Below are 23,150 nucleotides of genomic sequence, written 5' to 3' on the forward strand. Positions count from 1 at the left end.
ATATATCGAACCTATCCCTGAGTCTTAAATGAAAGTTTAGGCGTTCGCCTGCGTTATAGGCACCAAGTGGATATCTATGTATATCAATTAAGGTGGTACCGCGGAACAATGACCGTTTCGTCCTTTTTATTTTATTAAGGGCGAGGCGGTCATTTTTATTTTGCTCTTAAATACTTCAGTGCAGCATTGATGAGAATAGATATAGTTACAAAGTGAATGAAGTGTAATTTATAAAAAACTTTGATTTTAGACTTGGGGGATAAAAAAGTGAAAAAACAACGAGTTGTTGTAAAGATTGGGAGTAGTTCCTTGGCAGATAGTCACGGAGGCATCTCTACAGAACAGCTTTCAGATCACGTTGCCGCATTGGCTCGGTTGAAAGAAGATGGGCACGAGGTTGTGTTAATTACATCTGGAGCCGTCGCTGCAGGTTTTTCAGCGCTAGGATATCCTAGCAGACCTGTAACGATTAAAGGGAAACAGGCTGCAGCAGCTGTCGGACAAAGTTTGTTAATGCAGGCGTACACGGAGGAATTCCGTAAATATGGCATCGTTACTGCGCAACTTTTGCTGACGAGAAGTGATTTTTCTAGAAAAGAACAATATAGTAATGCTTACGCTACGTTAGGAGAATTATTAAACCGTGCCGCTCTTCCAATTATTAATGAGAATGATTCCATCTCTTTAGAGGAGCTAACGTTCGGTGATAATGATATGCTGTCAGCTTTAGTAAGCGGGCTTGTTTCGGCGGATATGCTTATGATCTTTACGGATGTGAACGGGTTATATGACAAAAATCCTCAGAAAAATGCGGATGCAAAAAAATATTATTTTCTTCCTGAAGTTACGGAAGAAATTTCTTCTCTTGCAGGAGATGCTGGCTCAAAACTTGGGACTGGCGGTATGAAATCAAAAATCGATGCTGCAAAGACAGCACTCTCTCTTGGTGTGAGTGTATTTATCGGAACAGGACGTGGACAGGAAAAGTTTGTAGATGTTTTGAAGGGTAAGGGTGATGGAACGTATGTTGGTAATGCTCCTCAAAAAGAAATGAAGATGAACAAGCAATGGATTGCCTTGCATTCGCTTGTTAGCGGACAAATCGAAGTAGATGCTGGGGCAGCTACTGCCATCATTCAGCATGGGAAGAGTTTACTTCCAGCTGGTGTTACGAATGTATCAGGATTTTTCCAAGTGGGTGAAGTTGTAGAGGTTGTAACGCAACAAGGGCGCGTAATAGGAAAAGGACAATGCACATATAGTGCAGAGGAACTAAGAGATGTAAAAGGTATGCAAAGCCAACATATTCAAGTAAGAGGCGAGAGACATAGTTATGAAGTCATCCATAGGGATCATTGGGTTTCACTTTAAAAAGGAGGAAATAAAAATGAATGAAGTGTTGGCAAAGGGGATAAAAGCAAAAGAGGTTGCTAGAGAACTTGTGCTTAAAACTACAGATCAAAAAAATGAAGCACTTGCTGCAATTGCTAATCAGCTGATAGTAGAAACAGCTTATATTTTAGAAGAAAACAAACGGGATATTGAAGAAGGTAAGGAGAAAGGATTTTCTCATTCACTCCTTGATCGCCTTATGCTGAATGAACAGCGTATTGTTGATATGACAGAAGGGATTAAGCAGCTAATTAAATTACGTGATCCTGTAGGAGAATGTGTAAGTGCATGGGAAAGGCCAAATGGACTATCTATTCAGGAAATGCGCGTACCACTTGGTGTTGTTGGGATGATTTACGAGGCAAGACCGAATGTAACAGTGGATGCTGCTACAATTTGTTTGAAGACAGGAAACGCAGTCATATTACGTGGTAGTTCTTCTGCTATTCATTCTAATAAAGCCATCGTTGCCGTTATTCACAGAGCGCTCAAACAAACAAGCTTACCTCAAGAAAGTGTACAGCTTATAGAAGATACAACGCGAGATAGCGCGAAGCAGTTGTTTACAATGAATGATTATCTAGACGTTCTTATTCCAAGAGGTGGCAAACAATTAATCGATACTGTTGTGAGGGAAGCGTCTGTTCCAGTACTTGAAACAGGTGCGGGGAATTGTCATATTTTCATTGATGAAACAGCGGATAAACAAATGGCATTTGATATTATTATAAACGCAAAAACGCAGCGTCCATCTGTATGTAATGCAATTGAAACGATTGTACTTCATGAGAAGTGGGCAGAGCAATATGGTAGCGAGTTGTTTTCTTCCTTGAAGGAAAGAGGAGTGGAGCTACGTGGTGATAATAAAGCAGTGGAGATTGATCCTTCTATCTTACTTGCGACAGAAGAAGACTGGGAAACTGAGTTTTTATCTCTCACACTAGCAGTGAAAGTGGTTTCCACTGTTGAAGAAGCGATTCATCATATAAATACGTATGGATCTATGCATTCTGAAGCAATTATTACTGAAAACGAGGAAAACGTCAGCAAGTTTTTTACTTCTGTAGATGCCGCGGCACTTTATCATAATGCATCGACTCGTTTTACAGATGGATCCGAATTTGGATTCGGAGCGGAAATTGGTATCAGTACACAAAAGTTACACGTAAGAGGACCAATGGGGCTTCCAGCATTAACTTCTACAAAATATGTGATTCGTGGAAATGGGCAAATTCGAAAATAATAATAAAAGACACTCAATTGGCTTGGGTGTCTTTTATTATAAAAATTATTTACCATACAAATAGCCCAACGAGCATAGCACTTAATAAAGAAACAGCCATCCCGCTAACAAGAAGCTTCCAAACATTTTTACCGATGACTGATGATTTTTCTCCGCCAAATAATGAATTGTAAGTTCCGTAAATCATACCTACTGTACTAAAGTTAGCAAAAGAAGCTAGAAATGTCGTTGCAACCGCAACCGTATGCGGTTGTAACGACTTTAAGTTTGATTTTAAATCCATCATTGCAACAAATTCATTCGTCGTTATTTTGATCCCCATTAATTCAGCTACATACATAGCATCACTGCCTGATAAACCGAGTAAAAATGCAAAAGGACTAAAGATAATGGAGAAGATTTTTTGAATTGTTAACCCCGTTACAAAAAATCCTAAAATCCCATTTAAACATGCTGTTAAAGCTACATAACCAATTACCATAGCTAAAATAACGATAACCATATTCATCCCAACTAACATACTGTTTGAAATAGTAGAAAAGAAATCCTTTTTTTCATGTTTTGAAGGTGTGTAAACAACGTCTTCTTCTTTCGAAACTTCCACAGGATTTAATACATTGGCTAAAATTAATGCGTTAATACAATTTAATGGAATGGCGCTGAAAATATATGTTGCTGGCACCATTGATAAATAAGCGCCAAGAATGGATCCGCTAACGCTACTCATACTCATAATTCCAAAAGTTAATAATCGATTTTCTTTTAACACAGATAATTGATCACGAACAACCGCAAGTGCTTCGGTGTTTCCTAAAAACATCATTTGAATCGAAAAGAAACTTTCTAACTTTGGTAAACGAGAAATCTTTGAAATAACTGCACCTACTTTATCAATAATCCAAGTTAAGATTCCGAAATAAGATAGAATATCGAAAAAAGTAATAACAAAAATGATAGGAAGTAACGCACTAAAGAAGAAATCAATGTGCTGACTTTCCATAGCTGAAGGAAATGCAAATCGAATACCTTCATTCGCACATGCTAGTAGCCAACTGAAAAATGACGCAATTTTATTAATGATAATACTGCCGAGCTTTGTGCCTAACATAAACCATGTAATAAAAAGCTCCAATAGGATGAGAATTACAATTGGTCTCCATTTTATATGTTTTTTATTAGGCGAACATAAGAAAACGATTAATATGACAACGAAAATCCCTAACATATTCAATATGAAATACATGTCAACAACTCCTTGAGGCTTATTATTTGTATATAAAAAAGCCTCTATTCTTCCAAATTTGGATTATGATCAGAAGTTATGAAGAGGGTAAATGATGTTTGGGATTCACGTATTTTAATTTGCTTTATTTTGAGCAATCGCAGTAATTACAAAACAAGTAGCTATTTTCAATTGCTTTGTTGGATATTAAACGTATGCGATTTTAAACATCGTTTATCTCGGATTAACGGGCAGTAAGACTTTTACCTCAAAATTCAGGGAAAGCAAAGAAGTTAGGTGGGAGTGGGCTGCTCGCAAAATCCCGATTGGTAAGAGCTGATTAAAGTTTCACTTTATAAATAAGAACGGTGAGTTGGCCATGAACCTTGAAGTTTCCGAAGCTGTATAATTTGTCCTGTATGATAAGCATCATGCAAAAGGATATTCATATATTGTTGCCAAACTGGTAGAGAAGGACTTAGTTGATCTAGTTCTGCTTCTTGAAGGGCGGTTAATGAAGATTGTAAGGCATCATGTACTTGAAGTGTTCGCTTTACTGTTTGTTGCCAAGCGTTATCATCATTAGGCTCACCTTGGATAAAGGTTTCATCATTATTTTGTGGAGCAACAAATGTATTATCTTCATGTAAGCGGGAAAGTAAGCGCTCTTTAAAAATTAATAAATGGTTCACATTTTCCCAAATCGTATTACTGGCAGCACCTTCTGGTTTCCAACATGCTTGTTCAGCAGTAAGATTTTTTAACGCTTCAGATATCGGTGGGTACCATTCTTCCTCGTAAAAAACTTGTTGGACTCCATTTTGCAACATTTCTTTTCTTCCCATTCTTATAGCCTCCTGTTCATTTTTCTTAATGAAATAATTTCTCTCTTCTCTTTAATAAACCTTCTCTATAGTTGAACAAGAGAGTGAAATACAACGTATAATTGAGCCGTTAAAAAATCTCATTTTTAATATGATATTTAATAATCAAGGCTTTCATTGAGTCAGAATGAAAAGAGTATGAACCTTTTTCTGTTTGCTCATTGATCAAAGTTTTTTTAAAATTGCAAAACGGTTCTAAAAATATAGAAGGTAAAATTCGATAAAAATAGAATATGTTATATAGCAAACAAGGAGGGGATAAAAATGGAGGTCTATCACATAACGAGCAGAAAAAGGGAAACATACAACGTTCAGGTGAAATATTCGATACTTTTCGAATGTGCACTTGGCATTGCTGCGATTACTCATAAAAGGTTAATTGATACACTTGAAAAGACTCAAAGTGAATGGGAAGAAATTAAGGAAGCATTAACAGAAGAAATGAGAGAACACTTACAGTTTGTAGAAGAACATAATACGTGGAAAGCATTACTCCAGTTATTGTATGAAGAGGATTTTCAAGATTTATCGCAGTTTAATTTTAAAATTGATTCATTTTCAGAAGAAGATTTGAAATTTATATGTTTACCGTTTTTAGGAGAGAAGTATGAAGAGAAAAGACGTTTAGCTGCAACGGGAGTTGTATGTGCAATACACGAACTAAAGGAACTAACAGATAATTATCAGTTTTTTTCTACTTATATTAGCTTTATATGTAATGTAGATGTACAAGTGCTGAAATCGCATTTAATCGCTGTTATGACAGGTTGGTATGAGAGTGTTATTAAAAGAGAGGAAGAACAAATACTTTCTATATTAAAACGAGATTATGAAGCAAAAAATGAAATGAATAAAAAGATGAAACCAGAAGAGTTTGTTGAGTGGGCTACTGGTGGCATTAACTATATGCCAGAACCAAGTGTTCATTACGTGCTTCTTATCCCGCAAATGACGTACAGACCGTGGAATATTGAAGCGGATATTGAAGATACGAAAGTATTTCATTATCCAGTTGCGAATGAAAGCATTCATCCTGAAGATCCGTATGAACCGAATTATTTTTTAGTTCAAAAACATAAGGCTCTTGGAGATGAAGCGAGATTGCGAATTGTAAAAATGTTGTTTGAAAAAGAACGTACATTACAGGAAATAACGGAAAGATTACAGCTTGGTAAATCGACTGTACACCATCATTTGAAATTGTTACGTGCAGCGAAGTTAGTTGATATACATGACGGAAAATATGTATTAAGAAAGAAAGCAGTACAGTCTTTAGCGAAAGAATTAGATATGTTTTTGAATAGATAATTAACAACGGGAATGTACATAAAGGGAGGAATATAAAAGAAAAGAGAACAACACAATCCATTCGGAAAACGTGGCTAGAACAGTTTCTTCACGGCTTTACATATTTTTTCACAAAACCAGTTATCGTTTGGCTCAGTGTCTTTCTTACTTTCGTGCAATTTGGAGTTGGGGTTACGCTAGTTACAAACCTTCCTTATATAAAAGATGAGCTGTCAGCAGGGTATGCAGAGTTTGGTTATTTTATGGCTGGTTTCCCGTTTGGCTATGTAGTTGGATCTATACTAGTTGGAAAAGTAACATATAAAAGCCGGCGTATACTTATGCTTGGTGGATTGTTTATAGGAGGACTCACATACATTTCTCTAGCGTTCAATCATAGTATAGTAATTGCGGTGTCCATTGAAGTTGTTGCAGGTATTTGTATTTCATTTTTCAATGTTCATAACACAACAATATGCCAACAAACAGTACCAAACAATATGATAGGACAAATATTTTCAGTGCGTTTATTTTTCATAAGATCCGCTATGCCGTTAGGTGTGTTATTAGGAGGCATACTAAGTGAAATGTGGGGAGTAAGATCACTTTACTTTATCATCGGTGCGATTATATGTATTACTTCTTTAATAGGACTATTACTTCCATATTTCAAATTTTTAGATGAAGCGGTTAAAGAGAAAACAGCATAATGCAAACTTTATAATTGAAAATAATTATCATAATCAATTATAATGGAAGAATAGTAGTATTCGTATTATAAAGAGGGAGTGGGATATATGTTTATTGAAACGAAAACATTTACAGTAAAAGAAGGTACATCAAATATAGTTGTAGAACGTTTCACTGGCGAAGGTATTATTGAAAAATTTGAAGGCTTCATCGATTTAAGTGTTCTTGTGAAAAAAGTAAGACGCGGCGACGAAGAAGTTGTCGTTATGATTCGCTGGGAATCTGAAGAAGCATGGAAAAACTGGGAAACAAGCGAAGAACATTTAGCAGGTCATAGAGCGAGTCGTGGTAAACCAAAACCAGATCATATCATTAACGTGGATCACGCCGTTTATTATGTAAAATCATCGAAAGCGGCTTATCAACAATCGTAATATATATGTAAGGTAGAGGATATTTGTTTAGTAATAAACGAATATCCTCTTTTTTTGATGTGTGGTAAAATATGGATGTTACATATGTTTTATTGTTTCGTTATAAATGGAGGGAAATGAAGAGAAAAAAATGTTTGGAGGTTACAAATGTTAGAAGCACAAACATCTATTAAACATGAGCAACATAAAAAATTAGTGCAAGCAATAGTAGCTGAAATCTTATCAATAGATAAGGTAACTGGATGTATGCTTATCGGTTCTGTCGCAAGAGGTGATGCATATCCTGAGTCGGATTTAGACTTATATATTCTGTTAGAGGACGGACAAAAGAAGAAATTTCATTCTGAAACGAGAGAAGATATTTTAGTTGAATATAAGTATGCAGACGTTAATCAAATACTAGTAAACTTTAAAAATAATCCAATGGAACTATACTCATTTTTAGAAGGGGAAATTTTGTTTGATAAAAGCGGTGAGTTAAAAAAGTTAAAGGAAATAGCTGCATATGAATTTGAAAACTATCGTGTTTCTAGCGACAAAGTGAAAGGTATTTCTCATTGGTTACATAGTTCGCTCATTAAAATTCAGTCTGCTTTGAAAGCAAATGATGAGTTAAAGGCTTCATACATCGTTTATACGTCAATTTGGACATTGTTAGAAGGGATATGGGCCATTAATAACAAACCTACACCGCCAGCTGGATCTGTTTTAAGATATATTCAAACGTTGCCGAATAAGCCAATTCATTTGGAAGCATTACTTCATAAATTATTTTTAGGCGATACGAAAGAACGTATTGAATCGGCAATCGTGTTAATGGAGTGGGTGTTAAATAAATAATAGTGTCTAATGTTGTTGGTAAATCGATATCTCGTTTCTAAGATCCGATATATTGGAAAAATCGTTGATATAAATTTCATATACTACATAACTAGCAACTAAAAGGGCGTAATCTAGTCTAATTTCCAGCTAGATTACGCTCTTTTTAATCCAATTGAATTTCAAACTCAAGTACAGCTTGATCTTTTCTAAACGGCATATTGAGTTCTTTAAATCGTAAGCTTATTCCAGACAAATTATCAGGAAGGGCAGGAGATATAACGAAATGATGACTAAAATGTCCATCAGTGCCGCCACCACCTTCTGACCAGCAGTCATATGTATCATCTATTGATAATTGAAAGAAACTATGAGGCTTATTTTCATTAAAAGCATCATTCGTAGAATCCCAATCGCTATATAAATAAACTACACTAGCATTTGCATATTGCCGAATAAAAGTTACGGTATACATGATACCTTTATGTTCATACGTTTTAAAAATAGGTATATGTTTTTTGAATGTAGTTGGTTCGACGCGAGGTTTAAATTCACCTTCGTCCATCATAGAAGAGAACAGTGAATTTAAATAGTCTGGATAAAATCCGTATTGCTTTGCCCATTTATAAATAGCTTCATCATGTGGAAAACCTGGATCACCACCTGAAAGTTCTTTCCGTTCTTTTAATAGGGCACAAATTTTTTCATCGATAGTATATAATCTTTCATCGTAATAATCAGTAGGGCGTTCAAAATTCATTCGTTGCATAATCATTCCTCCTTTTCTTTATTTTAGCAAAAAAGAAAGGGCAATACATTTTTAAATATTAAGTGTAAATCAAATGTTATAGACTTAAAATGAAGTTTGAAAACAAGTTCTATTTTGCAAAGAAATTGCTTATGCATAAAATAATAATAATGTATGAATCAAGCAGGTTTCCCATATGGTAAAGTACGAAACTATTATAAGTAGTACAGTGATATAAATAGGAGGTTACCGCTATGACAGCTGTTTTTAAAGATATGGCGTTCCAGTTAAAAACGGAACGACTCGATCTGAATATGTGGGAGGAATCTGATGCAGTCTGGCTGAGAAAATTAATTGGTGAACGTGGGGTGGACATGCCAACCATTGAATCTGTTCGTAGCTCTCTTATCGAAATGCGCAAGAAAGCAACTGAAAATGGCATTTCTCTTCTTACTATACGTAGGCGAGAAGAAGGTGATTTTATCGGATACTGTGGCTTAATCATTGGTCGTTCCACGCTTGAAGAGCCAGAGATTGCATATGAGTTGTTTCAACATGCTCATCGCAAAGGTTATGCGACAGAGGCAGCATCAGCAGTGCTAGAGGCAGCGATTGCTACGGGGCGCCAAAGACTTTGGTCTACTGTAGGTGCTTGGAATACTGCGTCTTTTCGGGTGTTAGAAAAGATAGGCTTTAAGCGGCATCATAGTACGTTTGGCGAACGCGGTGAGATTGTTTGGAATGTGCGCTACCTGTAGAAATCTGATCAAATTCGGAACGATAAAAAATATACAAGAAAGCCCATATGTTAGATTACTAAGTAATCTAACATATGGGCTTTTCTTTATGGTAAATATTGATTTTGTTTATATTTTAGCTTAATTTTTTACATCTTCGAATAATTGGAGTGCCTCTTTCACATTCAATCCATTTTTTACAATGCCATGTATTGCTTGGATCATCGCAGCTGGGTGCTCGGATTGCCATATGTTTCGGCCCATGTCTACTCCAATTGCGCCTTCTTGCAACGCATTGTACGTAATGTTTAATGCGTCTTCAATTGAATCTAGTTTGGGGCCGCCCGCGATGACTACTGGGGCAGGGCATGTGCTCGTTATTTTTTCGAATCCTTCGCAGTAATACGTTTTAATAATATCAGCACCCATTTCAACACATACGCGGGAAGCAAGTGCTAGAAAGCGAGCTTCACGTTTTTGTAATTCTTTTGCGACTGCGGTAATGCCGAGTACTGGCAGGCCGTAATCATGAGCTTCAGAAACTACATTTGCGAGATTTGTAACAGTTTGTGTTTCATAGTCTGATCCAATGAAAACAGAAACGCCGACGCCAATTGCGTTTTGTTTTACTGCTTCTTTCACAGGTGTAACAATTGTTTCATTCGCTAAATCTTTACCGACGACAGTAGCGCCGCCAGATACACGCATAACCATCGGTGTGCTGCAGTTTTCAGGAATACAGGAGCTAAGTACACCACGCGTTAAAAAGAGAGAATCCGTGTAAGGAAGTAAGTTTTTAACAGTTTCAAGTGGCTGTTCAAGCCCGTGAATTGGCCCTAAAAAGTAGCCGTGATCTATCGCTAACATTACCGCTCTGCCATCAGGTAAAATTGTATTTAATCGATTTTTAAATCCCCAAGTCATTCCAAATCACTCCTTCGTTAATGTTGGATTTTCCGTTTGTACTGTATCTTTATTTGGTAAATGTGGTGACTTTATAAAAACAGCTTTAAAAGGTTTGTCAGAATGGTTAATCAGATAGTGAGATTCATGAGGACGAACTTGCAGGACATCACCTTGTTTAATTGGAACTCTTTCATTATTCACATAGAAATCAATTTCACCTTCTAATGCATAAAAGACTTCCTCGCACGTCGTATGGTAGTGATTTTGAAACTCTTGCCCAGGCTGAATGACAACAAGGCCAAGATCAATATTCGGACCTTGTATTAAATATTTCGGCCCATTATCACCGAAGCGATAGGAGAAGTCATTTTCATTCGCTTTTAACATACATTTTCACTCCTTTATGTAAGGTGTTACAGAGCACCAGGCGCAATCCACATATGTGAAGTGAGCCCTTTATCAGCTAAAGCGAGTTGACTGTCATACACAGTTTTCCATGTTTCATAGAATTCTTTATATAGTTCATGATTTTCAGTAATTGGCTCGAATGTGTGCTCCCACTGTACAAACTGTTCAGCAGTTTCTTCCATAGATGAATAGATGCCTGCGCCAACTCCAGCAGCAATCGCAGTTCCTAAAGAAGCTGCTTCTTTCACAACGGGTACTTTTACAGGAATACCAAGGACGTCCGCTAGAATTTGTGGCCATAGTTTTCCTTTAGCAGCACCGCCAGCAAAAATGACTTCAGAAGGGAATGTTCCTGTGAGATTTTCTATTAATTTTAAGTTACCAAGTGTAACGAAGGCAGCATTTTCTTCAATAGCACGGAACAGTTCTTTTTTTCCACATTTGTCAGCATCTAAACTTAAATTTAAAAAAGAAGGTGCGGCATGACGCCAAGAAATGTAGTTCATTACGTTTGAAAAAGTAGGGATAATACCATGTGAGCCGACAGGTACGTCTTTCGCTTGTTCTTCTAATAATGCATAAGCATCTACACCGAGCTTATCAGCTAGTTTCTTTTCCTCTTGGCAAAAAGCCTCTCGAAACCAGCGCATAACGAGACCTGGGAAAAAGGCGATTGTTTCATATTGCCAAAGGTTCGGAACGACGTGACAATTTACTCGAATCGCAGCATGTGGATCTGTTATTGGCTCAGTAACATTCACTTCTTGTTGCCAAAAGCTGCCGCCGCATATTAAAGTTTGATTTGGGTTTACGACTCCAGTCCCGAGTGCTGCCATTTGAGCATCACCGCCGCCAGCGACGACAGGAATCCCTTCAAGTAAACCAGTTAGTGTTGCACACTCTTTTGAAACATTACCAATCACAGTGCCAGCTTCATTTACTTTTGGTGAAAATGGCAAATTTATACCACACTCTTTAGCGACATCGTTATCCCAATTCCTATTTTGTAAATCAAAGATTCCGGACGTACAACCGTTGGAAGGGTCGATTTGCAGTACGCCGCTTAATTTATACAAAATCCAATCATTTAACATCGTAAAGGAGTGAATATTGCTATAGACGTCTGGTTCATGTTTTTTAATCCAAAGTAGACGTGGTAAAGCACCCAATGAAAAAGTTTGCCCAGATTTTCTGTATAAATCTTTTTCAAGATGTGAGCGGATTTCTTTTAGCTCACTAACTTCAGCGGATGCACGGCCATCAACATTTGCACATGCCCATATTTCTTGCCCATGTTTATCATATAAAACAAAACCTTCTCGCATACTTGTAGCGCTAATAGCAAGAATAGAAGAGGCAGGGGTATTGCTTTTTTGAAGAACCTCTTTCGTACATTCTTGTACTAGCTTCCAATTTTCTATTACATCAAAGTTCATAGAGCCTGGATAACGAGGGTCAGATTTGTGAATCCATTCTTTTTGACTTACTGCAATTTGATTACCATGTAAATCAAAAAGAACTGCTCGAATGCTCCCTGTACCAGCATCGAAAGCTAATAAATGGGACATTAACAATCACCATCCTTTCGTAATAAGGAGAGGGCAGTTTCCTCATCGGTAATTAATGAATGAATAAACTTTCCTTTTAAGGCACCATAAATTGCATCTATCTTTTCAGTACCTCCAGCAACACCGACGACATGATTCATATTGCGCAAAATAGAGAGGGGCGTGCCAATTAGACGATTGTGATGCGAGAGCTCTAATAAATCGCCATTTGTATTATAAAACTGTCCTAAAATATCGCCAGCACCGTTTTGACTACGAATATATGTCATCTCACGTAGTGTTAATTTTTCTTCTTTTACAATCGTAGCGTCTTGAGATAATCCCCCAATACCGACAACAGCCGTATGAGCAAGTGAAGCGACTTGAAGCATATCTTTTACACTCGGTTCTGATAGAATACTTTGTGCCATTTCGGTTGTAGACGCTAGAAACGGCGTAGGGATAATGTGAAGTTCGCCTTGCATGTAGTGTAAATAGTTTTGTTTTCTCGGGAGATAGTGATTTACCCCGCCTGTTAGCGTTACGATTGAAAGGTTGATAGAACTTTCAAAATGAATGTTTTCTAGCATTTTACTTATCGTTTCACCCCAGCCGATGCCGAGTAAATCACCTTGTTGGAGATGAGTCTCTAAATATTGTGCAGCGGCTTTTCCGAGAGAAGTAGCATAATTGTTTATTGGAGTAGGGATAATGAAAGCATCTTTTAAGTGGAACTTTTTCATTAAGTCACGTTCAATGCTCAAGCAATGCAAACCGGTTCCTTTTACGTGAAATGTAACGATACCTTCACTGCGCGCTTTATCTAATAACCGGACGACTTTATTTCTTGAAATATGAAGAAGTGACGCGATCTCCTGTTGTGTTAATTGGTCTTTATAATAGTACCAAGCTACTTTAGTTAATAAATTTTCTTCAAAGTTCAGCTGAGTCATACTCTTCATCCCTTTCAACAATTGACCACAGCTTAAACATATGTACCATATATTTTGTTTATTCCAGTTGGAACGATTAATAGTACGTAGAAAAAAGTGTTCTAGATATAAAAAAAGGAATATACAATGCTACAAAACAAGTAGAACAAATAATCATTTTCTCAAAAAATGTTCTGGGTAAAGGCAGGTGACATCATGTGGAGAATGTGCCCTTATTACAAGTGAAGAAAATGAGTAAGGCGTTTTCGAATCAACTTGTGCTAAAGGAAGTGAACTTACAAGTAGAGCATGGTGATATATACGCTTTAGTTGGTAGAAATGGCGCCGGGAAATCGACATTAATGAAAATATTAACGGGGTTATATTCGTATGATGATGGAGAGATGTATGTAAAAGGAATGAAGCAACAGTTTTCAAATCCATCAGAAGCACACCGAAAAGGTATTTATTTAATACCGCAAGAACCACTCATTTTTCCGCATATGACTATTGAAGAAAATATATGTATCGGGTTAAAAGAAAAGAAAAAGAAACTAAAAGTACAGATTCAGCAATTGATTAGCAGCTTAGGATGGGATATTGACCTTAATAAACTAGGAGGAACATTATCGATTGCGCAACAACAGTTAGTAGAAATCGTTAGAGGATTAATAAGAGAAGCTGAGATTCTTATTCTAGATGAGCCAACATCGACATTAACAACACACGAAATTAAGAGTCTTTTTGTGTTGATGAAAAGTTTACAAGAAAAAGGAATTGGGATGATTTATATTACGCATCGTTTTCCAGAAATCTTTGAAATTGCCAACAAAGTAGCAATACTAAGTGATGGAATGGTTGTAAGCCAAGGTGATGTATGTGACTATACATATGACATGCTGATGGAGGGACTATTGCCAAAAGGATATAAACAGAAAGAGAAAATAGAAGTAGTTCAAGAGACAGCAAAGACGAAAAAAATATTAGAAGTGGTTGATATAAATGGTCACGCATTCGAAAATATATCATTCACTGTACATGAGGGTGAGGTTGTAGGTGTTGCTGGCATTATAGGATCTGGCAGAACGGAATTAGCAGAAGCGATATTTGGATTGAAAACTATAAAATCAGGGTCTATCTTATTGGGTGGAAAATCAATTGATACGTGTTCTTTGCATAAAAGGCTAGACGAAGGCCTAGTTTATGTGCCAGAGGATAGGGCGAGGAATGGAATTTTCTCAATTGCTTCTGTTAAAGAAAATATTGCAGCAGCAAGTTTATATCAAAATAATCGCTTTTTTATAAATCAAGAAAAAGAAAGCGCTTTAGTTAATTCGTTTATAGAACAGTTCCGAATTGTTGTACAGAATATGAATAAAGAATTGGCATCTTTATCAGGAGGTAATCAGCAGAAGGTCGTGCTTGCGAAGTATCTTGCATGTAATCCGAAAATTATTATTCTTGATGAGCCGACTCGCGGAATTGATGCGAAAGCAAGGCTTGAAGTGTATGAGACGATAAAAAAAATGAAAAGGGAAGGACTCGCAATTTTATTAATCTCTTCAGATGTTGAAGAAATTATCCAATTAGTAAACCGTGTATATGTAATGAGAAATGGGCGATTTGTTTCTCATATGGAAAAAGAACAACTGAGTGTGAATGAAGTTACACGCCTTGCATACGGAGGTGTAACGGAATGAAACGTATGTATAAAATGCACGAAACGTCTATCATACTGTTACTACTAATTTATATAGCTATTGTAGGGATGATAAACCCTAGTTTTATTCAATTTACCTCGTTATCGTTACTGATGAAATCAAGCGTTATTTTAGTCGTGCTAGCAATCGGTCAATCGTTCGTCTTATTTACGAAAAATATAGATGTATCAGTTGGTTCAAGCATGGGATTAAGTGCAGCAGTTTGCGGAATGATGTTAACGAATGGGTATAGTGCATTCTTGTCGATATTTGTAGCTATTATACTTGGGGCCATTATCGGTTTCGTAAATGGTATTGGAGTTGCGAAGTTTCGGGTACCAGCCATTATTATGACATTAGGCATGTTAGGAATTGTTAGAGGTGCAATGTTAATTTTCACAGGCGGAAAGTGGATTGAAGATATTCCAAACGATTTTAAGCAGCTGTCATCTATCATCATTCTTGGTTTACCTATAACTGTATGGTTCGTTCTTATTATTTTACTACTACTATACTTCTTTTTAAGAAAAGTGCCATTGGGAAGATACTTTTATGCGGTAGGTGATAATGAAGATGGCGCGAGGCTTATTGGTATACCTGTTAATAAAGTGAAGATATATGCGTTTATGATTTCAGGCATAAGCGCTGCGCTCGCTGGTTGCATATTTGTTATGAATATCGGGTTCGTTCCAAATCAAACTGGTACAGGAATGGAACTACAGGTGATTGCAGCTGCTGTGCTAGGAGGAATTCATCTAAAAGGAGGAACAGGTTCTATATTTGGAGCTGCACTAGGAGCATTGTTTTTAGAAGTGATAAGCAGTTCACTTATCTTTTTAAAAATACCAGCATTTTGGAATAATGCTATTTCAGGTTTTTTACTATTACTTATTATCATATTAGATAGCGTCATGAAGAAGTGGAAAGCAGAAAGGAGAATGAATCTATGAAGTATTTTTACAGATGGGAAGGTGTGTTAATCATATTACTTCTTATAGAATTCATTCTCTTTAGTTTTATAAACAGCAATTTCTTAAATATTAGTAATCTCCTTTTTAGTACAAATGATTTTCTATTCATAGCAATCGCGGCAATTCCAATGACTTTCGTTATTGTAACAGGAGGAATTGACGTATCTGTAGGATCAATTATGGGGCTAACCTCGATTTTAATTGGTGTGTTTTGGATGAATGGAATTCATATTTTACTAGCAGTAATAATGGCACTTATAGTCAGTTGCTTAGCAGGAGCTTTAAATGGGCTTATTATAAAATTGACAGATGTAGAACCACTAGTCGTTACACTCGGAACGATGTTTTTATACGGAGGAATTGCACTCGTCATTTCAGGAGGGGCAGGTGCTTCTGGATATGAAGGGATAAGCGGTTTACCTGATACTTATGTACAACTAGCAAATGGTAGTTTTATAGGAATACCCAATTTATTATGGCTACTTATTTTATTAACAATTGTATGCACGATTTTGTTTCACCGAACGATATATGGGCGCCACGTAAAATTAACAGGCGCGAATGAAAATGCAGCAAAATACACCGGGATTAAGACGAAGAAAGTAGTAATCATTGCTTACATACTTTCTGGGTTAGGAGGTGGATTAGGAGGAGCTTTCTTAACTGCATATTTCGGTTCTGCACGTGCTGATATAGGAAGCGAAACAATATTACCAATCATTACAGCAGTTGTATTAGGCGGGACACTTATTACAGGTGGAAAAGGAAGTATTTTCGGTACTGTACTGGCGAGTATTTTCATTGGGCTCATGCAGTATGGCTTGCAAATGACGGGTTTAACAAATGAACAATCCAATGTAGTAATAGGTATTATCCTTATTCTTTCAGTTATTATGAGACATTTCAAATTACATCAATTTTTAGCGGGGAAAAGACAGAATTTGCATAAGGGGGAAATGTCATGAAGAGAAAACTAGGGATTGTATTGATTGTATGTATTTGTTTAATCGGTTTAATTGCGTGTTCTAGCCAAACGGCAGATAAGAAAAAGGCTGATGATGTGAAATTTGCATTTATTCCGAAATTAACAGGAGTTGGTTTCTTCACATCGGGAGGTGAAGGAGCAAAGGAGATGGGAGAGAAGCTAGGCGTACAAGTGAAATATGATGGGCCGTCTGAAGCGAGTGTATCAGGGCAAGTAAAGTATATAAATAATTTTATTAACCAAAACTATGATGCACTTATGGTTTCCTCTACATCAGTTGATGGTTTATCGCAATCACTACAACGTGCTAAGAAAAAAGGAATGACCGTCTTAACATGGGATTCTGATGTGAATCCGAAAGATCGTTCTTTTTATATAAGCCAAGGAACACCAGACCAACTTGCTAACTTATTAATAGAAATGACTTCTAAGCAAATTGGAGATAAAGGAAAAGTAGCATTCTTTTATTCTAGCCCGACAGTAACGGATCAAAACCAATGGGTAACGAAAGCGAAAGAAATTATTAAAAAGAAATATCCGAACTGGGAAATTGTAACGACGCAGTACGGTGAAAATAATGCACAAAAATCTTTATCCGTAGGGGAGAACATATTAAAAACGTATCCAGATATTAACGCAGTTATTTGTCCAGATGCAACAGCACTCCCAGCAATGGCGCAGGCAGCTGAAAACTTAAAAATGGATAAAAAAGTAGTGGTAACTGGATTTTCTACACCGAACGTTATGCGTGATTATGTAAAACGAGGAACAGTACAACAATTTGGTTTATGGGATGTAAAACAACAAGGTGCTCTCGCAACGTATGTAGCAAATGAAATTGTTGTAAAAGGGAAGAAGTTAAAAGTAGGGGATAGCTTCGAAGTAAAAGGAATTGGAAAAGTGAAAGTAGAGCCAAACTCCATTCAAGGATATGATTATGAGGCAGAAGGGAACGGAATTATCGTATTACCAGAACGAGTTGTATTTACGAAAGATAATATTGATAAGTATAATTTTTAGTAGACAAAAAAACGTCCGAATATATCGGACGTTTTTTTATTTCTGCATTAATTATGAACAGTTTCTTTTTCGTTTAATCCAAGTGTACGACCAGTAGAAGTGTGAAGGTCTTGGAACAATCTTGGATTTTCAGTTAGTGAAATGCCATATGAAGGAATCATTTCTTTTATTTTTTCTTCCCATTCTACCATGCGGCTTGGGAAACATTTTTCTAATACTTCGAGCATGACGTGAACAGCAGTAGAAGCACCTGGTGATGCGCCTAGTAATGCGGCGATTGAGCCGTCAGCTGCACTTACTACTTCTGTACCAAATTGAAGTGTTCCTTTACCGCCAGCATCAGTATCTTTAATTACTTGTACACGTTGTCCAGCGACTACAATATCCCAATCTTCACTTTTCGCGTTCGGAATGAATTCGCGTAATTCTTCCATACGTTTTTCATGTGATAACATAACTTGCTGAATTAAGTATTTTGTAAGTCCCATTTCTTTTACACCAGCGGCTAACATCGTTAAGACATTATTCGGTTTTACAGAACCGATTAAGTCAAGATTTGAGCCAGTTTTTAAGAATTTAGGTGAGAAGCCTGCGAATGGTCCAAACAGTAAGGCTTTTTTATTGTCTATATATCTCGTATCTAGATGAGGTACAGACATTGGCGGAGCGCCAACTTTAGCTTTACCGTACACTTTCGCATGATGCTGCTCTACAACTTTTTGGTTTTTACATACCATAAATAGTCCACTTACTGGGAAGCCACCGATATGCTTTGATTCAGGGATACCAGTCTTTTGAAGTAGAGGTAGGCTACCGCCACCGCCGCCAATAAAGACGAATTTAGCAGTATGATGCTCAATTTTACCACTATTCATATCGTGTACTTTTACTTCCCATAAACCATTTTTCGTGCGCTTAATATTTTCGACACTATGCTTGTAGTTTAGCTCGACATTTTTTGTTTTTAAGTAATCAAACAACATACGTGTTAATGCACCGAAGTTAACATCTGTTCCAGAGTCAATCTTCGTTGCCGCCATCGGTTCATTAGATGTGCGACCTTCCATAATGAGTGGAAGCCATTTTTTTAATGTTTCAGGAGCATCAGAAAATTCCATTCCTTGAAACAGTGGATTTTTTGAAAGCGCTTCAAAACGGTTTTTTAGAAACTCAACATTTTTTTCCCCTTGTACTAAACTCATATGAGGTAGTGGCATAATAAAATCTTGTGGATTACGAATTAATTTGCTCTTTACAAGATATGCCCAAAATTGTCTTGAAAGCTGGAATTGCTCATTCACTTTTACAGCCTTACTAATATCTATAGATCCGTCAGCTTTTTCGGAAGTATAGTTCAGTTCGCATAGCGCAGAATGCCCTGTACCTGCATTATTCCATTCGTTAGAGCTTTCTTCCCCGGCACTTGCGAGTTTTTCAAAAACTTTAATTTCCCATTCTGGTGCTAATTCTTTTAGTAATGAGCCTAACGTTGCACTCATAATTCCTGCACCAATTAAGATAACGTCTGTTTTTTGCTGCATGTTGCTCATGATAATCTCTCCATCCCCTATATTGGCAAAAAAGTGTAGGTGTTTTCTATGTCTAAGCCGTAAAAGAGAAACACCGCCTAGGCCCCACCTAGGTGTATACCTTTTTTGTCTCAATTATATAACCATCTCATACTCTATTATAATAATTAATAGACTAAAATATCTAGTGTTATCTGATAATTTTAAACTATTTAACGTTTTATTCGCTAAAAATCTTATTTAACAAGCTCTTTTAAGGTGGTAAATAGAAAAAAATTACAGTTTGAAATTATCTCGAAAAAGCTTACGTATCCTTAAGTGACTAAATCGAGTACCTTTTTATGGGATTATTCTTTCTGTAATGGTAAGATTATTCTGAAAAATAAAAAGGAGGGACTCTAATGTGTACAAAAGAACAAATTTCAAACTTATTTCGAAACTTTTCAATAAAGGAATGTAAAGGGTCAAGTGATTTATATGAATATTTATCAATGAAAATTGCTGAAGATGAGGAAGTACTTACACTATCGTCCTATGCTCAGGTAGGTCAACCAGTCCCAAACTTACTATTAGGTGCAGTACATTATTTATTGCTAGCAGGGAAAGAACATCATTTAAAAACGTATTATAGTAGTTTAGTTGAAAATGCTGATACAAATTTAGATAAAGCTTTTAATCATTTTAAAGATTTCTGTAAAGAGTACCGAGAAGAAATCATTACTTTGTTACAAACGAAACTCGTTCAAACAAATGAAGTAAGACGGTGCGCATACTTATACCCAAGTTTCTGCTACATATTTAACAAAGTGAAGAAGCCGTTAGCGTTAATTGAAATTGGGACAAGTTCTGGGTTGCAACTGTTCTGGGACCAATATCGTTATTCGTACGGGACGGATGAAATGTACGGAAATATAAATTCAAATGTGCATGTAACTTCTGAAATAAGAGGGGAGAATGTACCGCATTTTCTAAAAGAAAGCCCATCTGTCGTAGAAAGAATCGGACTGGACTTACATGTGAATGATTTACATAATGAGGAAGATTATTTATGGTTACGTGCTTTAATTTGGCCAGAACATAAAGAAAGGCTTGAGATGTTTGATCAAGCTGCATCTTTAGTGAAAAATGAATCTGTCCAATTAATAGAAGGAGACGGTGTAGAGCTATTATCATCTATTATTGAACAAATAAGTGAAGAAGCTGTTATTTGTATTTTCCATACACACGTCGCAAATCAAATACCAGAACAAGTTAAACATAAATTAGAAAAACAAATACAAGAAATCGGCGCAAAACGTGATGTATTCCACCTGTATAACAATATGTGGGATCGTGACCTTCATATTGATTATTATATTAACGGAAACGAATATCGTGAAACGGTTGGAGAAACAGAAGGACACGGGAGATGGTTTAGCTGGAAGATTGGAAACGAGACGCTTATTTAGATTAATAGGGGCGCCCTCACTTGTAAAAGAAGGGACCATAGGCTCAAGCATTGACTAAATGGTTAAGGAATAAATGTATTAGTAACATACAAAAAATGCTTCGGAGAAATCCTAAGCATTTTTTGAATTACATTTAAACCCCATAATGGATCATGTACTTCTGTTCTGCTGCAGCTTGTACAATGTAAGTTAAATCGTAATTTCTATTTGATTGCCTTCTGGATCACCTATTACACTTTCATAATAGCCATCTCCAGTAAAACGTGGTCCATTTAATAAAGGATAACCAGCATCTTTTATCACCTTTGTCAGTTCATTCACTCGTTCTTCACTACCGACAGAAAAAGCCATATGAGCATAGCCGGTTATGTTTAAATTAGGCTTATTTTCAATCCCTTTTTTACGCATAAGTTCAAGTCTTGCTCCAGATTCGAACGTAATAAAATAAGATTCAAATTGTTTCGTTTTATTATGATATAAAGAGTTTGCTTTACCATTAAAGTATTTCATATAAAAATCACGCATACATTCTAAGTCATTTACCCAAATTGCAATATGTTCAATTTTCATAGGTTTCACCAATCCTATCTGTATCAATTAGGCTTCCACTGTATTAAATTTGCATTTGCATTACAACAATTTTGCTTCGCTATTAAAGCTAGTTGTTAATTTTTGATTGTGTACGTACATACAATATGTAATTAAGTGAATGACCATCATAGTAATTACAGAAAAGGGTGAATACAGTATATGAATCAATTTGAGCAAATGATGTACGTTGGTGTCATCATGTCTATTGTACTATCCGTAATGATTTTAGGGTCCTTATATTATAATCCTCGACTTTCGTTAACTGATTATCCGAAAGATATTCAAAAAGTAGTTTTTCCAAAATCGATTCATGAAAAAAAGCAAACCATTTATTTTAATATTGTATATAATACTATTCTTTTCGGTAGTCCTTTCGTTTCTACATATATACTACATAAGCATGAAAAGTTAATGTATATGGATGCCTATTTACACAATTTTGGTATTTTAATGATTTTCAATTTAGTAGATTTACTTATAATTGATTGGCTAATTTTTTGCTGGATTACTCCAAGGTTTGTTGTGATTCCTAGTACGGAAGGTATGAAAGGATATAAAGATTATAAGTTTCATTTAAGAGGGGCTATTGTCGCTACTCAAATTTTAGCAATCGTAAGTTTATTTTTGGCGGGAATTGCTACAACTATTTAGTGTGAAGAAGAGCATGGAGCTTTTATAAAAGATAAGGAGATTTATAATATATAGAATTAGAAATGAGAATTTGATAGTATTGGAGTAAGGAGTTTTAATAACGGTATATTAAACAATATTAATATACTGTTGCGAATGTTTTGATATTATGTAAAATTATACAATTTTACGGAGACATTTGATAAAATTCGAAAAAATATAATGGAGGCTAATATGAAAAAAGTAATTGGCGCAGCAACAGCAACTATTTTTGGATTGGGGGCGTTTACCTCAACTGCTACCGCAGAAACAATCGTAACAGCAGATGTACTTAACGTACGTGAAAAACCGACTACAGAATCAAAAGTGGTCGAAAAAGTAAAGAATGGGCAAGAGTTAAAAGTCATAAATACCGAAGATGGCTGGTCAAAAATTGAGTTGAATGGTAAAGAAGTGTTTGTAAGTTCGGAGTTTACAAAAGATGTATATCATGTAACGGCGAATTTGTTAAATGTACGTACTGAAGCAAACACGGATTCAGAAATTCTTGGCAGACTAAAAAAAGATGATGTAATTGAATCAACGCATCAAGTAAAAGACGGATGGCTGCAATTTGAGTATAAAGGAAAAACTGCTTATGCAAACGTTTCTTTCCTATCAAGTACAGCACCAACTGAAAAGAAAACCGAAGAGAAAACGAAGCAAGTAGCGAAAGTACAAAAATCAGTTAAAGAAAAGAAAGAAGTAAAGACGCAGAAAGTAGCAAAAGCGAAAGAAACAACGAAAGCACAAGAAATAGTAAAGCCTAAAGAAGAGGTAAAAGTCAAAGAAGAAGTAAAAGTTAAAGAAGAAGCGAAAGTGCAAGAAATAGTAAAGCCTAAAGAAGAAGCAAAAGTCAAAGAAGAAGTAAAAGCGCAAGAAATAGTAAAGCCTAAAGAAGAGGCAAAAGTCAAAGAAGAAGCGAAAGTGCAAGAAATAGTAAAGCCTAAAGAAGAAGCAAAAGTCAAAGAAGAGGCAAAAGTCAAAG

22 protein-coding genes, 1 pseudogene and 1 other annotated feature (1 of these 24 cut by a window edge) are annotated in these 23,150 nt (G+C 36.2%); of the genes and pseudogenes, 14 read left to right on the forward strand and 9 right to left on the reverse strand.

Features of this window, described 5'->3' with window-relative positions; translation table 11 throughout:
• Positions 1-128: a binding site (T-box leader), on the forward strand; it begins 83 nt to the left of the window's first position.
• A 139-nt stretch (positions 129-267) separates the two neighbouring features.
• Complete coding sequence (proB, locus tag ACTFRY_RS09525; protein WP_000744800.1) at positions 268-1,371, forward strand: glutamate 5-kinase; 1,104 nt, start codon at positions 268-270, stop codon at positions 1,369-1,371.
• 16 nt (positions 1,372-1,387) lie between these two features.
• Entirely contained in the window at positions 1,388-2,635 is a 1,248-nt protein-coding gene (locus ACTFRY_RS09530) for a glutamate-5-semialdehyde dehydrogenase (protein ID WP_001006622.1), read from the forward strand.
• A 49-nt stretch (positions 2,636-2,684) separates the two neighbouring features.
• Here ACTFRY_RS09530 and ACTFRY_RS09535 read toward each other — a convergent pair whose 3' ends face one another.
• Positions 2,685-3,878 (reverse strand): NupC/NupG family nucleoside CNT transporter, encoded by a 1,194-nt coding sequence (locus tag ACTFRY_RS09535; RefSeq protein WP_000273603.1) that lies wholly within the window; start codon positions 3,876-3,878, stop codon positions 2,685-2,687.
• Between the two features lie 332 nt (positions 3,879-4,210).
• Complete coding sequence (locus ACTFRY_RS09540) at positions 4,211-4,702, reverse strand: DinB family protein (RefSeq protein WP_000532722.1); 492 nt, start codon at positions 4,700-4,702, stop codon at positions 4,211-4,213.
• Positions 4,703-5,005: 303 nt separating this feature from the next.
• On the opposite strand from ACTFRY_RS09540, the gene ACTFRY_RS09545 reads away from it, so the two are divergent.
• From ACTFRY_RS09545 to ACTFRY_RS09560, 4 genes and pseudogenes are all read left to right on the forward strand, one after another.
• Positions 5,006-6,049 (forward strand): ArsR/SmtB family transcription factor, encoded by a 1,044-nt coding sequence (locus tag ACTFRY_RS09545; RefSeq protein WP_098783449.1) that lies wholly within the window; start codon positions 5,006-5,008, stop codon positions 6,047-6,049.
• A gap of 32 nt (positions 6,050-6,081) precedes the next feature.
• Positions 6,082-6,738: pseudogene (locus ACTFRY_RS09550) on the forward strand (MFS transporter); the annotation flags it as partial.
• A gap of 87 nt (positions 6,739-6,825) precedes the next feature.
• Complete coding sequence (gene hmoA / locus ACTFRY_RS09555) at positions 6,826-7,152, forward strand: heme-degrading monooxygenase HmoA (RefSeq protein WP_000469503.1); 327 nt, start codon at positions 6,826-6,828, stop codon at positions 7,150-7,152.
• A gap of 147 nt (positions 7,153-7,299) precedes the next feature.
• Positions 7,300-7,992 carry a nucleotidyltransferase domain-containing protein gene (locus ACTFRY_RS09560; protein ID WP_044797291.1) on the forward strand — a complete coding sequence of 231 codons (693 nt, stop codon included), beginning with the start codon at positions 7,300-7,302 and terminating at the stop codon, positions 7,990-7,992.
• A 145-nt stretch (positions 7,993-8,137) separates the two neighbouring features.
• On the opposite strand, the gene ACTFRY_RS09565 is transcribed toward ACTFRY_RS09560, so the two are convergent.
• Positions 8,138-8,740 (reverse strand): hypothetical protein, encoded by a 603-nt coding sequence (locus tag ACTFRY_RS09565; protein WP_142345319.1) that lies wholly within the window; start codon positions 8,738-8,740, stop codon positions 8,138-8,140.
• Positions 8,741-8,973: 233 nt separating this feature from the next.
• Here ACTFRY_RS09565 and ACTFRY_RS09570 point away from each other — a divergent pair, with 233 nt between their 5' ends.
• Entirely contained in the window at positions 8,974-9,477 is a 504-nt protein-coding gene (locus ACTFRY_RS09570) for a GNAT family N-acetyltransferase (RefSeq protein WP_044797289.1), read from the forward strand.
• A 120-nt stretch (positions 9,478-9,597) separates the two neighbouring features.
• Here ACTFRY_RS09570 and lsrF read toward each other — a convergent pair whose 3' ends face one another.
• Genes lsrF through ACTFRY_RS09590 form a run of 4 tightly spaced genes read right to left on the reverse strand, consistent with a single transcriptional unit; the run spans position 9,598 to position 13,270 of the window.
• Positions 9,598-10,380: a 3-hydroxy-5-phosphonooxypentane-2,4-dione thiolase gene (gene lsrF, locus ACTFRY_RS09575; RefSeq protein ID WP_044797288.1), complete on the reverse strand. Its 783-nt coding sequence runs from the start codon at positions 10,378-10,380 to the stop codon at positions 9,598-9,600.
• A 6-nt stretch (positions 10,381-10,386) separates the two neighbouring features.
• Positions 10,387-10,749: a cupin domain-containing protein gene (locus ACTFRY_RS09580; protein WP_000909986.1), complete on the reverse strand. Its 363-nt coding sequence runs from the start codon at positions 10,747-10,749 to the stop codon at positions 10,387-10,389.
• Between the two features lie 26 nt (positions 10,750-10,775).
• A complete protein-coding gene (lsrK, locus tag ACTFRY_RS09585; RefSeq protein ID WP_016118116.1) occupies positions 10,776-12,338 on the reverse strand; it encodes an autoinducer-2 kinase in 1,563 nt (520 codons plus the stop codon).
• Positions 12,338-13,270, reverse strand: a complete 933-nt coding sequence (locus ACTFRY_RS09590; protein WP_000192702.1) for a sugar-binding transcriptional regulator — start codon at positions 13,268-13,270, stop codon at positions 12,338-12,340. The genes lsrK and ACTFRY_RS09590 overlap by 1 nt, the downstream gene beginning before the upstream one ends.
• Before the next feature lie 197 nt (positions 13,271-13,467).
• Here ACTFRY_RS09590 and ACTFRY_RS09595 point away from each other — a divergent pair, with 197 nt between their 5' ends.
• Genes ACTFRY_RS09595 through lsrB form a run of 4 tightly spaced genes read left to right on the forward strand, consistent with a single transcriptional unit; the run spans position 13,468 to position 17,925 of the window.
• On the forward strand, positions 13,468-14,949 hold the full coding sequence (locus ACTFRY_RS09595; protein ID WP_016118115.1) for a sugar ABC transporter ATP-binding protein: 1,482 nt from the start codon (positions 13,468-13,470) through the stop codon (positions 14,947-14,949).
• Complete coding sequence (locus ACTFRY_RS09600; RefSeq protein WP_044797286.1) at positions 14,946-15,899, forward strand: ABC transporter permease subunit; 954 nt, start codon at positions 14,946-14,948, stop codon at positions 15,897-15,899. The genes ACTFRY_RS09595 and ACTFRY_RS09600 overlap by 4 nt, the downstream gene beginning before the upstream one ends.
• The gene (locus ACTFRY_RS09605; protein WP_044584575.1) at positions 15,896-16,885 is read left to right on the forward strand and encodes an ABC transporter permease; all 990 of its coding nucleotides are present in this window, start codon (positions 15,896-15,898) and stop codon (positions 16,883-16,885) included. Before ACTFRY_RS09600 ends, ACTFRY_RS09605 begins: the two co-directional genes overlap by 4 nt.
• A complete protein-coding gene (lsrB, locus tag ACTFRY_RS09610) occupies positions 16,882-17,925 on the forward strand; it encodes an autoinducer 2 ABC transporter substrate-binding protein LsrB (RefSeq protein ID WP_000823656.1) in 1,044 nt (347 codons plus the stop codon). The genes ACTFRY_RS09605 and lsrB overlap by 4 nt, the downstream gene beginning before the upstream one ends.
• Positions 17,926-17,972: 47 nt before the next feature.
• On the opposite strand, the gene ACTFRY_RS09615 is transcribed toward lsrB, so the two are convergent.
• Complete coding sequence (locus ACTFRY_RS09615) at positions 17,973-19,475, reverse strand: malate:quinone oxidoreductase (RefSeq protein ID WP_000069138.1); 1,503 nt, start codon at positions 19,473-19,475, stop codon at positions 17,973-17,975.
• A 380-nt stretch (positions 19,476-19,855) separates the two neighbouring features.
• Here ACTFRY_RS09615 and ACTFRY_RS09620 point away from each other — a divergent pair, with 380 nt between their 5' ends.
• Positions 19,856-20,902: a DUF2332 domain-containing protein gene (locus ACTFRY_RS09620; protein ID WP_016118113.1), complete on the forward strand. Its 1,047-nt coding sequence runs from the start codon at positions 19,856-19,858 to the stop codon at positions 20,900-20,902.
• A 189-nt stretch (positions 20,903-21,091) separates the two neighbouring features.
• Here the strand turns inward: ACTFRY_RS09620 and ACTFRY_RS09625 are convergent, their stop codons facing one another.
• Positions 21,092-21,472 carry a VOC family protein gene (locus tag ACTFRY_RS09625; protein WP_000687534.1) on the reverse strand — a complete coding sequence of 127 codons (381 nt, stop codon included), beginning with the start codon at positions 21,470-21,472 and terminating at the stop codon, positions 21,092-21,094.
• Positions 21,473-21,652: 180 nt separating this feature from the next.
• Between ACTFRY_RS09625 and ACTFRY_RS09630 the strand changes: the two genes are divergently transcribed.
• The gene (locus tag ACTFRY_RS09630; protein WP_061664871.1) at positions 21,653-22,144 is read left to right on the forward strand and encodes a hypothetical protein; all 492 of its coding nucleotides are present in this window, start codon (positions 21,653-21,655) and stop codon (positions 22,142-22,144) included.
• Between the two features lie 213 nt (positions 22,145-22,357).
• A partial coding sequence (locus ACTFRY_RS09635; protein WP_440032341.1) for an SH3 domain-containing protein occupies positions 22,358-23,150 on the forward strand: 793 nt, incomplete at its 3' end.

Source organism: Bacillus cereus group sp. MYBK195-1, from assembly GCF_051916605.1.
Lineage (GTDB): Bacteria > Bacillota > Bacilli > Bacillales > Bacillaceae_G > Bacillus_A > Bacillus_A cereus.